Genomic DNA, 13083 nt, shown 5'->3' on the forward strand with positions numbered 1-13083 from the left:
CTAAGTACATCATCGAATAGTAATATGGAGTGAGGATAAATGGATTGGGTTTATTGGGCAAAGTTATATGATAGTAAATTTCAAGCAGGCTGTTTGGCCAAAAGGATGGAAGAGGACTGGTGGATCTATGGCTATGCATGCCCACATGAAGTGGAAGTGTATAAATCCAAAAAGGGCAGGTTTGGTGTGCGATTTAGTTTGTAAATAAATTTTACTTGACATTAATTCGGCATCTTGGTATATTTATTTGCGTCGCTATTAATTGCAAGAGAAAATGTCGCGGGGTGGAGCAGCTCGGTAGCTCGTCGGGCTCATAACCCGAAGGCCGCAGGTTCAAATCCTGCCCCCGCAACCAACATATCTTGCATCCGAATTGTTAAATCCCTTTACATATGGATTTAAACATTTGGGCCCTTAGCTCAGTTGGTTAGAGCGGTCGGCTCATAACCGATTGGTCGGGGGTTCGAGTCCCTCAGGGCCCACCATGCCGGGGTGGCGGAACTGGCAGACGCACAGGACTTAAAATCCTGCGGTAGGTGACTACCGTACCGGTTCGATTCCGGTCCTCGGCATTATATGATTGCGAATAACCTATCAGAATGATAAGGTCAAGTCTCCCTGTTTATAATGGGAGGCTTTTTTCGTTTCTGTAAAGCTACTAGATTAGTAGAAGGTAGAATAAGGCTCCGAGGTCATTGCCTGCATGCAGAAAAGAACCTTGCACAATGATTCGAGCAAGGTTGATTAACTTTATTTCTCAATTTGATAAATGACCCAACGATCCATGGGTGATGTTCGCACCATTCGGAGATAAATTGTACCTCTCACATGTTTGTGGTTAGGCAAGGTGTAGTTCGATGTAACCGGCACTAATGCAATTAAATTTGAATGAGTGGCTCTTATAATTGGTGTTGATTTCTGTTTAGGTTTGTTACGCTTTTGCTTTTTGGTCTTTTTAGCTCGTTTAGGTGCGGAAGCTGCATCACTATCAGGACGTTCATCCAGTTCATAAACGGGATTACCCAGCCATGTAATCGCCTTTAGAATAGCTTGATCTTGCTTGTTAGATGCGAACTTCCATAGCTCAGCAATCTGCTCAGGTGTTAAGTTCTGCACGAATTCTTCCAATTTGCCAGCGGCCTTGTAATTCATAACCTGATGGGCGAGATCGAGGTGGTTGTTCTTATGAGTTCGGCTGCCCTTAAAATGGATGCAAAAATGTCCTTTGAAATCATTGCTTGGTATGCCGTCACCTCCATGCGGCATTCCGTTAATGGAGCCTGCCCATGAATGGTCCTTATATTGAATGAGAACAGCGCGACGATCCCAACTCCACTTGTCGTTATAGATTTTTTTCATGGTATTGCTATCTTTACTTGTTAATGGTTGAGCATCAATATGTGAGCTGCCCGCTCTTCGCTGTACCTGATAGGTAAGTCCTGTTTCTAAATCCGTTATACTGAATTTAGCAAACTTTGGAATTTGTGTTCTAAGATCATCCCAAGAAATGAGTTCACCGTAATGTTGATTTCGTATTTTCTGAACTTCCGCTTGTAATTGATCGGCTGTTTTCTTCGAAAGAGGTAGGATCTGATGCTTTGTTCTGTCAAAAACAATCCCATTGCTGGTAACGTCATACTCAATAATTTGATTCTGATGATGAAAGTGAATGACAGTATCTGCGATCAGGGTTAATGGAGCAATTGGCCCCGAAGCAGTCTGTTTTAATTCTTTAAGTAGATTTGCACTTCGGAACTGTGTCTGCGTCGTGAAGTTAGCGTCTGGCGATGATTTAACAATCAGATAGATCGTAGGGTCACTTCGGCTTTGTATGACTTGAGCAGCGAGCGTCATGTTAGGCACAAGAAAACTTAGCATACCAAGTATTGTGATGGCAGCTAACATTTTATGGAATTTTTTCATTCGTGGCTCCTATTAAGATACATCCATTCATAGTAATTATGTATCTGATTCGTTTTGTCTTTCAGTTTTTGTTAATATCGACTAAAATATTTGTATTATTTCACTTGTTTAGGGGTCTTATCCGATGTCTTCTTTACGTCTGTTTTTGGTTGTTATGATCACGGTTTCGGGTCTGCTTGGGGCATATGCCTGTGGAATTTCTTTATCTCTGGGTTTTATTATTGGATTGCTTGCTCTGATTGGGTTAGCTATTCAACAAGGTGTAGGAGCCAAAAAATTAATTCATGCAATGAAGCAAGGCATTCTGCATACAAAAGAAGTTATTTGGATCCTTGTGCTCATTGGGATATTGATCCCATCATGGACGGCGTCAGGAACGATTCCATTCCTGATTGATGCAGGGCTTGATTGGCTTAATCCTGCTTATTATGTCACATTTGCTTTTGTGTTCTCGAGTCTGATTTCAATGATCTTAGGAACGTCTTCCGGAACGTTAAGCGCAGTTGGCATCCCTTTGATCGGGATAGCTGGTTACTTGGATATTCCGTTAGCCTTGGTTGCTGGTGCACTCGTGTCAGGTGCATTTGTTGGGGATCGGACTTCACCATTCTCATCCGCGCATCGATTGGTGGCCTCTTCAACCGGTATGTCTGTAAAGCAGCAGTATAAGTATTTGCTTCCAACAACGGTGCTTGCTTATCTGATTTCCGTGATATTTTACGGAGCTAGCGATGTATTAGGTAAATGGGCGTCAGTTCATGAATTAGTGGTTGGAAAGAGTGTGTACGAGGGATTATTTCATTATAGTCCATGGTTATGGATACCGCTTATTCTACTACTAGGCACAATCCTGCTGCGTATTCCCATTAAATACGGCTTTCTCATGTCTACAACAGTGGCAGTCGTGTTAGGTACTTATTGGCAGGGGATTGGATTCTTTAGCTGGCTGCAAATACTTTGGAGTGGCTATTCATCCTCTGATATCCTATCGCTGCATACAAAGGGCTTGTCCGATATGATCGATTTAGTCATTCTAATCGCTCTAGCTGGAGCCTATAATGGAATATTGGAAGAAACGAAAATGATCGAAGCCTACATGGGAAAATTGTTAGGCGAGCGGGGTTCAATGCTTCATGCCACTTGGCGGATCTCCATTTTTGGATTCATTACCGCGATGCTTTCGTGCACACAAACATTGCCTATCATGATGACAGGTCGTAATTTATTGCCTTTGTGGGAGAAACGATATCCGAAAGGACATCTTTCCCGAATCGTTGCAGATGGCCCCTTAGTGTTCGCTCCTCTTGTACCTTGGAATCTCATTACCATTCTGTGTGCGACCATTCTGGGAGTTCCTTGGGAACAATATATCGTATTCACAGTATTTCTATGGAGCTTACCGCTGCTCACGCTCCTTGTATCCTGGTATAAGGGGCATAGTCATACAACCACTAAGCAAATGAATCAAAGCGTATAAGGGTGGCTTATACGCTTTGTGTTTATATTTAAAGAAAGAAAGGGAGAAGGAATAAGTCGGTAACACCAAATAGCGGTAACGGTGTGCGGAAGAAGCGTCTTGGAAAAAAACCCGGATTAAAACCAAATTGACGAGCAGTTGTTCCATCTTGCGCTGGCCTCCCGCACATGCAGCTCATCATTTCCTCAGTAGGAACTGCCAGTGTTACATTCTGACCATCCACTTCAGCAATAAAACCATCATATACTTGACCATCAGCCATTCGAATTCCAACATATCGATTCATACACATATTGCACATATGATACGTACTTTGTGGGTGCGCTCTGATACCTCCAAACGTGATTGATGAGTAGGATACAATAGTCTATGGTTACGCACCTAGAATGGACGCGGCGTTTGCCTAATGAATTTCGGGTCATGGCACAAGAAAATACCCCTTGAAGAATAAGTCGATGGATGGCTTATTTCTCAAGGGGTTGTATTTGGTTTGCTGAATTTGAGAGTTTAGTAGAGCGAGATTGCTAAAGAATCGAATTCTCTTTTGCTATGAAGAATAGCTTCACATCCAACAATCTCAATAGATACTAGAGTTTCGAGACATTTTTTGATGGCTTTCTTACCTGATACAAATTTTCTATTCAATGTCTCAACTAAAAGAGATACAGCATTTGATTTAGTAGTTACAGAAGGTTCAATATAAACAGGAATTGATTTGTTCTGAAATTTAATTGAAGTCGAAGTTTTCATATGTACCTCCAATACTTAAGATTAATGAGAATAGTGTAACATGCCTACATTAAAATAAGCTTAAGGAATTATAAAGAAAAGTTAAAGTGTAGCAAAAATAAGAGAACTTCGGCGAATACAAGCAGAAATACAAAATCCCCTACATTTTGAAAGTAGGGGATATAGGAGAGGGGGGGCGAAAAAGAGCCGATGATTCGTGATTATTACTCACATTTCATCGGCTCTGCGTCTTAGCGTCTGGCTCTTTAATAACTGATATATTGAGTTGTCGTACTGTGATGATTGTTTCTTGTTTGCACTTCGGACAGAATAGAGGGAAGTTGTATAGTATTGTATCTTCTCGTACTTTAAGCCGAGTTTTATTCGCACAAACAGGACATAATATCCATCCTACTTCCACCAATATCCCCCATTATATTTGTCATCTGACTTTTTTATTTCGTTTGACGAAACACGATAAAACTGTTTATAAGACCTAAAGCTCCTAATAGTATTATCCATTTATAGGGTGATAAAACACCGAATAATGTAAAGCCTACGCCTACTAATCCATTCGTTAATGCACTGATTTGTAATGCGCGTTTACTTGGTCTTGGAAATTTAATCGATTTACCTGTAACATTGCTTGCTTTTTCACATGCTGAATCCATAACGCCATACATTTTATCAACCATCATTTTCACCACCTCAGAATATTACATACGAGAAAATCCAATTCGATACAGCCCCAACAAATGCTAGAATGGAAGTGGACACACAAACCCATCCACCAATTTTCTTCGCATTAGTTTGTTGTTGCTTTTTCGACAATAATACAAGTCCTACAATGATCAATATTACACAAATTGCTATATTTGAAACGATTGTTATTGGCGCTGTACTTTTTAAAAAGTCGATAATTTTTCCAAATAGTTCACCTATCATTTTTAATTAACTCCTTCACTTTTTCATATTTACGTTTGAGTATTGCAATCGTACTATTCAAACAGTTCATCAATGACACTATTTAAGAGAAATTCAAATATCTCAAAACGGTCATAAGTAAATCTTTCTTTTAAAGTCACTGTCAATAACAAGGTGCTTATTACAGCGTAAGCTTTCTCTTTATCAGCTTTTAGAGTAAGGTCAGCAAGCCCAATCGTATCGTAGAAAAAAGATGCACTATCAAACTTTAATTTTTCTATACGGTCTTTAGGCAGCTTATTCAAAAAAGCCAAGAAGTCAGGAGTAGCCGAATTGTATAAAAAGGGGTATTTATCATATTCTTGAAAATGCCATACCATAGCTTTTATAAATCCTGCTTTTCCTTTTTCACCACCAACAATTTCCCATAATCCATTTTTCAATCTGTCCTGTACGCGTTCCAAAGTTTCACAAAATAAATCTTCTTTTGAAGAATACAGTAAGTAAAATGCGCCTGTTGATATTCCAATCTTTGCGGTCAATTCGCCGATACTTGTTTTCTTGTATCCATGTAATGCCCAACTATGTTCACATTCCAAACATAGCTTAATCCTCAGTTCGTCTTTTTCTGTATCTGAAAAACCTTTTGGACCCTTAGCCATTAGTCACAATCTCCTTTTTTTTCGTATACTGTGAATATTTTTATGAATTGGTTCACAATATAATTATAATACATATCCTTGATTTGGCAAGTAGTTTAATAACCATTTTTGCAAAACTTCAAAAGTAGTGTGCTTCATGAGGTTATACCAAAAGAAAAGAACCCTTGCTACGCAAGGGCTCTCAGCGATAATCTGTAGTGGGCTCCACAAGGCCATAACCAGGGGAGATAAAGAGGGTAGGGAGGTTAGCACCACCTCGTTACCAACTCGAAATAATTATTATGAATATAACTAAAACAACAGCCGATGTAATACGTGTCATAAGTAGGTAAGCATCGCTAGGTTCAACATTACCTTTAAAGGTCCATCCATAGCGCATATACCATCCAGCTTTCGGAAAGATGATATTAAGCAAGCTTAAAGCAACAAACAGAAATATAAAAAAGCCCATGATATCAACTCCTTAGTGCTATATACGCGGTATTGAAGGGGAATGTTTCAAACTAAGTAGAGGCTAAGACCTCTCCTATATTAGGAGCGCTTAGCTATGAATCTATCGCAAGTAACTAATTTCGTATAGCAAGGGCTGAAAGGGATATATACATTTAATTGTTTACACAAAAAAAGAAGCCCTTAATAAACAAGGCTTCTTCGGTATAGGACGAGCGGGGATCGAACCCGCGACTTCTACCCTGTCAAGGTAGCACTCTCCCGCTGAGTTATCATCCTTCAGTTTTTCCAATATATCATATAGTAGATAGTATTTCAAGCTTGTTCAACAATAATTTGGATAAATTTACGTGTGATCGGATATGCTACTTGTGATTTTTATTGTGAACAAGGAGGCATATGATGCGAAGTAAATGGTTCAGTGCTTGTAAGTTATTTGTGGTGCTTTCACTTGTATTCATGGGGAGCGGGTTCCAGCAAGCTGATGCTAAGGATGAATCTGCGTCTAGAACTAAGGTAGTTAAAGTCCCAATCAAGGATGCCAAGGGTAAACAAATTGGCGAGGCTGCATTATCCCAACTTGATTACGGTGTTCAGATCAAGATCGAAGTGAAGGGCTTAACCCCTGGCTTACACGGCATACATTTTCATGAGAACGGTAAATGCGAACCACCTGAATTCAAGACGGCTGGCGATCATTTCAATCCTGGTCACAAGCATCATGGTTTATTAAATCCAGAAGGTCCGCATGTTGGTGATTTACCGAATCTAGTTGTGGACTCTAAAGGATATGCAGTGATGCAAGTGATTAGCAAGTTAGTCACCTTGAATCCGAATGAGCCTAATTCACTTTTAAAGCCTGGTGGAACGTCTATGGTCATACATGCGCAGGAAGATGATGAGAAGACAGACCCTTCGGGAAATTCGGGTGCACGTATCGCTTGTGGCGTGATCAATTAATTGCAGCCATTTGAATAGAAGTATTTTACTGTGATCCGCACTGCATGTAACATGCGATGCGGATTTTATTTTTTCAAGGAGGTACCTTATGATCCATATGAATTTTTAAAAAGCGTATCTAGACGATAATCCACTACTTAAGCTATCATTATGATTTAGTACAAGAAAAGATATCTAGACATGCTTGAAGGAGGAATAGGGATGCAAATGATTCATGTCACAAATGCAGAAGATTTGCAGAAGTGTTTTCATATTCGTAAGGAAGTGTTTGTTAATGAGCAAGGTGTAGCAGAAGATTTGGAATGGGACGAGAAGGATCAGACACCAGATGCGTGTCGTCACATGCTGCTTATGAAGGATGATGTGCCAGTAGGTACTGCGAGATGGTATGGCTATGATGCGGATACGGCTAAATTACAGCGGGTAGCTGTGCTTAAGGAGTATCGCGGGACTGGTGCTGGCAAGCAGCTTATTCTGGGAATGGAAGAGGATGCCCGCAAGTTTGGCTATACTTTCTCCATGCTGGATGGTCAATGTCAGGCGGAACAATTCTATGCTAAGCTTGGCTATGAGGTAATTTCGGATGAACCGTTCTTTGATGCGGGAATTCTGCATGTGAGAATGAGAAAATCTCTAACTTGATCTAAGATGGATCATATTTTTTAGGCTTTAGCCTATTTTGAGCGCAACTCTTTGCAATACTTCGAGTATAAATATGCGAATACATACTTTGAGATTGAGCGGAGGGAATTGTGCATGAAGGCTCGGAGAATAATGGCCCTAGTGCTTAGTATTTTCGTTGTTGGCGCGACTAGTGCTGTAGCAGGTACGCAATGGGGATCCTATGGCAATTATGCGAAAGTAAAAGTTGTCGTTAATGGCGAAGAGAAGACATCTAGAAATTGGGAGGTTCCGCCTATATTCATGGACGGCTCAACGATGCTGCCTGCTAAACTGGTGATTGATACCTTCGGTATGTTAATGCACTGGGATCAGGCTAAACAAACGCTTGAGCTTAGCAAGCCAGATGTAAGTGTAACCATGTGGAAAGAACTTACACAATCCAAAAGCGGTGAATATGTGTTTAAGTCGCCTTTTGGCAAGGTTACGAAAGGAGAATCTGCTGACTTTGCTGTGTTCGTCCAGGTGGAGAACATGAAAGCTGCTTGGTCTAATGTAGAAATTGCCTTGTATTCGCCAAGCGGTGACAAGGTGGATAATGCTTTTGTGAATAGTGAGATACAAAAGGGTATGGAAGAAGCGTTCTGGCTGCCTGTTGATATGAAAAATGTTACTTTTTCCGAGAGTGGCAATTATACCGTTCGGGTATCTTTTAAGACACCAGATAGCGATAAATATACAGTAGTTGCACAGAAAAAAATCGTATCCAATTCAGTTGCACAAAAATAGAATAAATTTACCTAATTGTGAACGAATTGTGGTTTGACCTGTTGATTTGAAAGTGATACGATACAGCTAAACACTACATAATAATGAAAAGAGGTATATTATGAGCGATCATAACCACGAACACGTACATGGTCCAGACTGCGACCACGAACATGATGAAGATATTTTTATTGTAACTGATGAAGAAGGCAAAGAGCATGAGATGGTCATGGTCTACACGCTAGAGAGCCAAGAGAAGACTTATGCAGTTCTTCTTGATCGCAATGATCCTGAGGCTGATGGCGTCATTTTCCGTATTGAAGAAGAAGGCGACGATGCTTTCCTTGTGAATATTGAAGATGAAGAAGAGTGGAATCGTGTAGTAGCTCTTTACGAACAAGCGGTTGCTGAGAGCGAAGAAGACTAATACAATTGTTAAACCCCCTGATCTTTCCAATAGGAAGGATAGGGGGTTTTGTTTTTATTTACGAGGATTGAAGTACATGACACGCCCATTAAAAAGCTGGAGTTCTGCTTTCAGATGCTTAGCCAGGTATTTGCACAGCTCGTTGCCTTTGTTCTTGTCACCATGCGTATGCCCCTCAGGTAAAACGACTTGAACATAATGGCGTTCATCTTCGCCTACCTGCTCTTTGTCGACTCCGAACACAATGGATTCATAATGGCGGTATTTACCTTTAAGATAGAACCATCTACCCTCGCCTTCAGGCTTCGTTTCAATCGTGTAAGGGAAGCAAACATCTTCGTATTGCCAGTCTAATTGCTTACCTGTTAAAGCTAGCTGATCACGGTAGTTTATCAGTTGGTCTTTCAATTCATCTAATGTTAGTGAAGGGACTGTAGATCCTTGAACAAATCGGATAAAGGCGCTTTGACCCATTAGAAGTAGACACCTGCCTATGAAATGAATTTAGAATATGCTTCCAATAATACTTGTATGATAGCACTATTATGGATGCTTTGACAACGATTCCAACGCAAATAGCCTGAATATTTATCTAATTTGAAAAGTTTTAGTCAATTGCTTGTGTTTCTACAATGACCTTAACGAATTCACAGGAACGATCCTCTGGACCTTTAACAGGCAGACCAACTTCAACATGGTCCACAATATAATCAATGTTGGATTGTGTAATAACTTCACCTGGCAATAGAATCGGAATTCCTGGCGGATATACATAGATGAACTCTGCTATAATTCGTCCTGCTGATTCTTTGAATGGAACAATCTCGGTTTCTCCATAGAAAGCATCGCGTGGCGTAAGAGATAGCTGAGGAATATCTGGAATTTCGATAATTAATTCTTTGGCATTATTAACTTGATAATAGGCAGCTGCAAGCTCCTGTAATGCTTTGATTAAGGTTTCGATATTGTCTGCTGTGTCACCAGGCGTTACAAGACAAAGGATATTGTACATATCGCTCATCTCAACCTCGATATTGTAGTGATCGCGCAACCAGTTCTCCGCATCATAGCCTGTAATTCCAAGATGTCGGATATGAACAGTTACTTTGGATGGATCATAGGCATACGTAGCCTCGGTACCGAGAATTTCTTTTCCGAAGCAGTAGAGTCCAGGAATTTTATTAATCTCTGTACGCGCATGCTCGGCAAGCTTAAGCGCAGCTTCGGCCATCTCTGCTCCCTTGATTGCAAGCTGTCTGCGAGACGTGTCCAGAGAGGCTAATAGGATATACGAGGTTGAAGTAGTTGTAAGCATACTCATTATCGTCTGGATTCTTTTGGTATTAATGCGTGGCCCTTGTACATTTAAGACAGAGCTTTGCGTTAAAGATCCCCCTAGCTTATGGACGCTCGTAGCAGCCATATCGGCGCCAGCTTCCATAGCGGACATTGGCAATTGCTCGTGAAAATGGATAAGCACACCGTGGGCTTCATCCACTAGCACAGGAATATCGTAAGAATGAACAAGCTCTACGATTTCTTTAAGATTTGTACAAACCCCATAGTAAGTAGGGTTGATTACAAGTACAGCTTTCGCATCCGAATGACGCTTTAGCGCTTTACGTACTGCACTTATTGTGATGCCATGATCGATCCCCAGATTGCGATCACGTACGGGTGAGATGAATACAGGCTTGGCCCCTGCAAAAATGATAGCTGCCATAATCGATTTATGCACATTTCGTGGAACGATAATTTTATCGCCCTCAGAGCAAACCGACATAATCATCGTAATAATGGCTCCGCTTGTTCCTTGCACAGAGAAGAAGGTATGATCTGCACCGAATGCATGAGCTGCTAATGCTTGCGCTTCTTGAATAACGCCTGTTGGCTGATGCAGGTCATCAAGTGGTGCTATATTAATCAAATCTATTGATAGAGCGTTATCTCCGATGAACGATCTAAATTCAGGATCCATCCCGACCCCTTTCTTGTGGCCTGGAATATGGAATTGCAACGGATTACTCTCAGCATGCTGCTTGAGCGCTGTGAATAGGGGGGTACGGTTGTGGTCCATCATATCAACTTCCTTTCGCTTAGCATATAAGTAATTTTAAAAAAACAAACAAATTGAGTATAGCAAAATAGTGCTATCTTTCAAATTGTTTTTTTACTAGTGGAAAAATTAAGAGAAGAAATGTCAACTTTTCTTAAAAGAATTGGCTATGTTAAAGTTATTGGTTGATTTTGAATAAAGCATAATCTTTTGTGCTATCCTTACTGTATAATTTACTAAAGGGGCAATTCAAATGACTTTAACGAACATACTTGCTGATATTTCTTCTTTAAACGATAAGGATAAAAAATCTATTTTAAATTATCTAACTCACCATTTCTCGGTTTCGCCTTCCCAACAAGAACCTTTAATTGGTGAATTGAGAGAGAGAAAATTTTCACGTGGATTTCATTGTCGTCATTGTGGAAGTACCTCAGTAGTTCGTTATGGCAAACGAGATGGTCGCCAACGTTATAAGTGTAAAGACTGTCATAAATTAAGCAATGATTTGACCAATTCCCCTATGTATCGTTCGAAAAAGACAGACAAATGGATTCCATTTATTGAGTGTATGTTGAACGGTCTATCGCTTCGTGAAACAGCTTTTAAAATTGGTATCACTCACGTAACCGCTTTTTACTGGAGGCATAAAGTGTTGTCTGCTCTCGCAAAAGAAAGTGTCGGAATATTTGAAGGACTAGTAGAAGTAGATGAAACATACTTCTTAGAAAGCCATAAAGGACGAAGAATTATTCCGAATCGCAAACCAAGAAAACGGGGCGGCTCTGCTACCAAAAGAGGTATTTCCAATGAACAAGTCTGTGTCTTAGTCGCTAGAGACCGAAACAAAACAACCCTTTCAAAGCGAGTGGGTTCAGGTAGAATTCTAATGGAACAAATTGATACCACCCTTACCTCACATTTTAAGAGTGATACGGTGCTTATTTCCGATGCTCACAATTCTTACAAGTCTTATACGTCAAATAACGATGTGGAACACGTTATCATAAACGGAAGTAATAAAGAATATATAAAGAAAGGCATCTTTCACCTCAATAATATTAATAATTACCATTCCCGTTTAAAGAAATGGATAAGTCGTTTTAATGGTGTTTCTACGAAATATTTACAACTTTATTTAGTGTGGTTTCAATTCCTCGACAATAGAAAAATGGAAAGCGATTTGAGCAAGAAAAAGCAAATGCTTATCTTGGCAAGTGTTTATGGAACTTGGGAAACGGCAGATAAGTTGCGACTGAGAAACTTTGCATTCTAAGAGCCAAGATTATTCGTTTTTTATAAGAAATTAATAATGCAATCCCTTAGTACAATAAGGAGTCCTGTCAAATATATACGGATTTAAAAAATACTGGGGCAATGGCATTTTATAATGTTACCAAACGACGCTTTGGGGACATTTTAATTAATAGAAAAAGGACAATACCTTACTCTGTTCAAATGCTATAATAATAAAGTGGTGCAATGCGCCTATAAAGATTTATTTGTTAATTCCACTTTTTAGAATAACTATATTTGGAAGGTGATATTTCTATGGTAGAGTTAAGAAAAATTAATAAGGACAATTATGTAGAATGTTTAAACTTGCATACAACTGAAAGCAATGTGGACTTTGTAGACCCTGTAGCGTGGTCTTTGGCTGAAGCCTGGGTGTCGTATGATGATTCACGCCCCTTTGCAATTTATGCCGATAATGTGATGGTAGGCTATGTTTCAATGTATATTGGCGATAATAACCCCCAAATCATAAATTTTATGATAGATAACCGTTTTCAAAAAAGAGGCTATGGAACAGCAGCAGCTAGGCTTTGTATTGAATATTTGCAGAAAGAATACAATGCAAGTAGAATTTCCGTACCAGTTCATCTAGAACATATATCCGCACAAAAATTTTGGAGTAACATAGGATTTGAAATATCAGACACCATAGAGAATGATTATCTTTTCATGCGGTTGTACATACCTGAAAAATGTGTCTGAGTATATAAAAATGGAGCTTATTTCTATAAAAGGGCGCGATTGTTTCATAAGCGTTCTTGTTTTACTAACGGGGTGCTTTAGTGAAATA

General features: G+C 39.8%; 18 protein-coding genes and 4 tRNA genes. 11 read left to right on the top strand and 11 right to left on the bottom strand.

Going from position 1 to position 13083, the window contains the following annotated elements:
- Positions 1–39: 39 nt before the first annotated feature.
- From E0485_RS25250 to E0485_RS22265, 4 genes are all read left to right on the top strand, one after another.
- The gene (locus E0485_RS25250) at positions 40–204 is read left to right on the top strand and encodes a hypothetical protein (RefSeq protein ID WP_165921264.1); all 165 of its coding nucleotides are present in this window, start codon (positions 40–42) and stop codon (positions 202–204) included.
- 74 nt (positions 205–278) lie between these two features.
- Positions 279–355 (top strand) — tRNA-Met (locus E0485_RS22255).
- A 53-nt stretch (positions 356–408) separates the two neighbouring features.
- A tRNA-Ile gene (locus tag E0485_RS22260) sits at positions 409–485 on the top strand.
- Position 486: 1 nt separating this feature from the next.
- Positions 487–572 (top strand) — tRNA-Leu (locus E0485_RS22265).
- 178 nt (positions 573–750) lie between these two features.
- On the opposite strand, the gene E0485_RS22270 is transcribed toward E0485_RS22265, so the two are convergent.
- The gene (locus tag E0485_RS22270) at positions 751–1923 is read right to left on the bottom strand and encodes a hypothetical protein (protein ID WP_132420264.1); all 1173 of its coding nucleotides are present in this window, start codon (positions 1921–1923) and stop codon (positions 751–753) included.
- Between the two features lie 124 nt (positions 1924–2047).
- On the opposite strand from E0485_RS22270, the gene E0485_RS22275 reads away from it, so the two are divergent.
- The gene (locus tag E0485_RS22275; protein ID WP_132420265.1) at positions 2048–3400 is read left to right on the top strand and encodes a Na+/H+ antiporter NhaC family protein; all 1353 of its coding nucleotides are present in this window, start codon (positions 2048–2050) and stop codon (positions 3398–3400) included.
- A gap of 28 nt (positions 3401–3428) precedes the next feature.
- On the opposite strand, the gene E0485_RS22280 is transcribed toward E0485_RS22275, so the two are convergent.
- The 8 genes from E0485_RS22280 to E0485_RS22315 all read right to left on the bottom strand — a co-directional run bounded on the left by E0485_RS22280 (position 3429) and on the right by E0485_RS22315 (position 6444).
- Positions 3429–3686 (bottom strand): phosphatidylinositol kinase, encoded by a 258-nt coding sequence (locus tag E0485_RS22280; RefSeq protein ID WP_235857673.1) that lies wholly within the window; start codon positions 3684–3686, stop codon positions 3429–3431.
- A 221-nt stretch (positions 3687–3907) separates the two neighbouring features.
- Entirely contained in the window at positions 3908–4150 is a 243-nt protein-coding gene (locus E0485_RS22285) for a 3-dehydroquinate dehydratase (RefSeq protein ID WP_132420267.1), read from the bottom strand.
- A gap of 214 nt (positions 4151–4364) precedes the next feature.
- Entirely contained in the window at positions 4365–4550 is a 186-nt protein-coding gene (locus E0485_RS22290) for a cysteine-rich KTR domain-containing protein (protein WP_456238551.1), read from the bottom strand.
- Positions 4551–4584: 34 nt separating this feature from the next.
- On the bottom strand, positions 4585–4827 hold the full coding sequence (locus E0485_RS22295) for a hypothetical protein (RefSeq protein ID WP_132420269.1): 243 nt from the start codon (positions 4825–4827) through the stop codon (positions 4585–4587).
- A 10-nt stretch (positions 4828–4837) separates the two neighbouring features.
- Positions 4838–5074 carry a hypothetical protein gene (locus E0485_RS22300; protein ID WP_132420270.1) on the bottom strand — a complete coding sequence of 79 codons (237 nt, stop codon included), beginning with the start codon at positions 5072–5074 and terminating at the stop codon, positions 4838–4840.
- 53 nt (positions 5075–5127) lie between these two features.
- Positions 5128–5715: a TetR/AcrR family transcriptional regulator gene (locus E0485_RS22305; protein WP_132420271.1), complete on the bottom strand. Its 588-nt coding sequence runs from the start codon at positions 5713–5715 to the stop codon at positions 5128–5130.
- Positions 5716–5974: 259 nt separating this feature from the next.
- The gene (locus E0485_RS25825) at positions 5975–6166 is read right to left on the bottom strand and encodes a DUF6199 family natural product biosynthesis protein (protein WP_132420272.1); all 192 of its coding nucleotides are present in this window, start codon (positions 6164–6166) and stop codon (positions 5975–5977) included.
- A gap of 206 nt (positions 6167–6372) precedes the next feature.
- Positions 6373–6444: transfer RNA gene (locus tag E0485_RS22315), tRNA-Val, on the bottom strand.
- A gap of 120 nt (positions 6445–6564) precedes the next feature.
- Here E0485_RS22315 and E0485_RS22320 point away from each other — a divergent pair.
- The 4 genes from E0485_RS22320 (at position 6565) to E0485_RS22335 (ending at position 8941) form a co-directional block, all read left to right on the top strand.
- On the top strand, positions 6565–7125 hold the full coding sequence (locus tag E0485_RS22320; protein ID WP_235857674.1) for a superoxide dismutase family protein: 561 nt from the start codon (positions 6565–6567) through the stop codon (positions 7123–7125).
- 195 nt (positions 7126–7320) lie between these two features.
- On the top strand, positions 7321–7767 hold the full coding sequence (locus tag E0485_RS22325; protein WP_407944872.1) for a GNAT family N-acetyltransferase: 447 nt from the start codon (positions 7321–7323) through the stop codon (positions 7765–7767).
- Positions 7768–7881: 114 nt separating this feature from the next.
- Complete coding sequence (locus E0485_RS22330; protein ID WP_132420274.1) at positions 7882–8535, top strand: stalk domain-containing protein; 654 nt, start codon at positions 7882–7884, stop codon at positions 8533–8535.
- Positions 8536–8635: 100 nt separating this feature from the next.
- Positions 8636–8941 carry a DUF1292 domain-containing protein gene (locus tag E0485_RS22335; RefSeq protein ID WP_132420275.1) on the top strand — a complete coding sequence of 102 codons (306 nt, stop codon included), beginning with the start codon at positions 8636–8638 and terminating at the stop codon, positions 8939–8941.
- A gap of 54 nt (positions 8942–8995) precedes the next feature.
- Here E0485_RS22335 and E0485_RS22340 read toward each other — a convergent pair whose 3' ends face one another.
- A complete protein-coding gene (locus E0485_RS22340) occupies positions 8996–9415 on the bottom strand; it encodes a DUF1885 family protein (RefSeq protein WP_132420276.1) in 420 nt (139 codons plus the stop codon).
- Between the two features lie 133 nt (positions 9416–9548).
- Entirely contained in the window at positions 9549–11018 is a 1470-nt protein-coding gene (locus E0485_RS22345) for an aminotransferase class I/II-fold pyridoxal phosphate-dependent enzyme (RefSeq protein ID WP_132420282.1), read from the bottom strand.
- Positions 11019–11250: 232 nt separating this feature from the next.
- Between E0485_RS22345 and E0485_RS22350 the strand changes: the two genes are divergently transcribed.
- Both E0485_RS22350 and E0485_RS22355 read left to right on the top strand, forming a co-directional pair.
- Positions 11251–12273 carry an IS1595 family transposase gene (locus E0485_RS22350; protein WP_132420277.1) on the top strand — a complete coding sequence of 341 codons (1023 nt, stop codon included), beginning with the start codon at positions 11251–11253 and terminating at the stop codon, positions 12271–12273.
- Between the two features lie 275 nt (positions 12274–12548).
- Entirely contained in the window at positions 12549–12995 is a 447-nt protein-coding gene (locus E0485_RS22355) for a GNAT family N-acetyltransferase (RefSeq protein WP_132417142.1), read from the top strand.
- The last annotated feature ends 88 nt before the right edge of the window (positions 12996–13083 follow it).

The sequence above is a fragment of the Paenibacillus albiflavus genome (genome assembly GCF_004344915.1).
Lineage (GTDB): Bacteria > Bacillota > Bacilli > Paenibacillales > NBRC-103111 > Paenibacillus_AM > Paenibacillus_AM albiflavus.

Excerpts from the sequence above, each read along its gene's own strand:
- E0485_RS22320 (WP_235857674.1), top strand. The coding sequence starts at position 6,565 with ATGATGCGAAGTAAATGGTTCAGTGCTTGTAAGTTATTTGTGGTGCTT.
- E0485_RS22305 (WP_132420271.1), bottom strand. The coding sequence starts at position 5,715 with ATGGCTAAGGGTCCAAAAGGTTTTTCAGATACAGAAAAAGACGAACTG.
- E0485_RS25250 (WP_165921264.1), top strand. The coding sequence starts at position 40 with ATGGATTGGGTTTATTGGGCAAAGTTATATGATAGTAAATTTCAAGCA.
- E0485_RS22295 (WP_132420269.1), bottom strand. The coding sequence starts at position 4,827 with ATGATGGTTGATAAAATGTATGGCGTTATGGATTCAGCATGTGAAAAA.
- E0485_RS22335 (WP_132420275.1), top strand. The coding sequence starts at position 8,636 with ATGAGCGATCATAACCACGAACACGTACATGGTCCAGACTGCGACCAC.
- E0485_RS22345 (WP_132420282.1), bottom strand. The coding sequence starts at position 11,018 with ATGGACCACAACCGTACCCCCCTATTCACAGCGCTCAAGCAGCATGCT.
- E0485_RS25825 (WP_132420272.1), bottom strand. The coding sequence starts at position 6,166 with ATGGGCTTTTTTATATTTCTGTTTGTTGCTTTAAGCTTGCTTAATATC.
- E0485_RS22340 (WP_132420276.1), bottom strand. The coding sequence starts at position 9,415 with ATGGGTCAAAGCGCCTTTATCCGATTTGTTCAAGGATCTACAGTCCCT.
- E0485_RS22350 (WP_132420277.1), top strand. The coding sequence starts at position 11,251 with ATGACTTTAACGAACATACTTGCTGATATTTCTTCTTTAAACGATAAG.
- E0485_RS22355 (WP_132417142.1), top strand. The coding sequence starts at position 12,549 with ATGGTAGAGTTAAGAAAAATTAATAAGGACAATTATGTAGAATGTTTA.
- E0485_RS22275 (WP_132420265.1), top strand. The coding sequence starts at position 2,048 with ATGTCTTCTTTACGTCTGTTTTTGGTTGTTATGATCACGGTTTCGGGT.
- E0485_RS22330 (WP_132420274.1), top strand. The coding sequence starts at position 7,882 with ATGAAGGCTCGGAGAATAATGGCCCTAGTGCTTAGTATTTTCGTTGTT.
- E0485_RS22285 (WP_132420267.1), bottom strand. The coding sequence starts at position 4,150 with ATGAAAACTTCGACTTCAATTAAATTTCAGAACAAATCAATTCCTGTT.
- E0485_RS22270 (WP_132420264.1), bottom strand. The coding sequence starts at position 1,923 with ATGAAAAAATTCCATAAAATGTTAGCTGCCATCACAATACTTGGTATG.
- E0485_RS22300 (WP_132420270.1), bottom strand. The coding sequence starts at position 5,074 with ATGATAGGTGAACTATTTGGAAAAATTATCGACTTTTTAAAAAGTACA.
- E0485_RS22280 (WP_235857673.1), bottom strand. The coding sequence starts at position 3,686 with ATGAATCGATATGTTGGAATTCGAATGGCTGATGGTCAAGTATATGAT.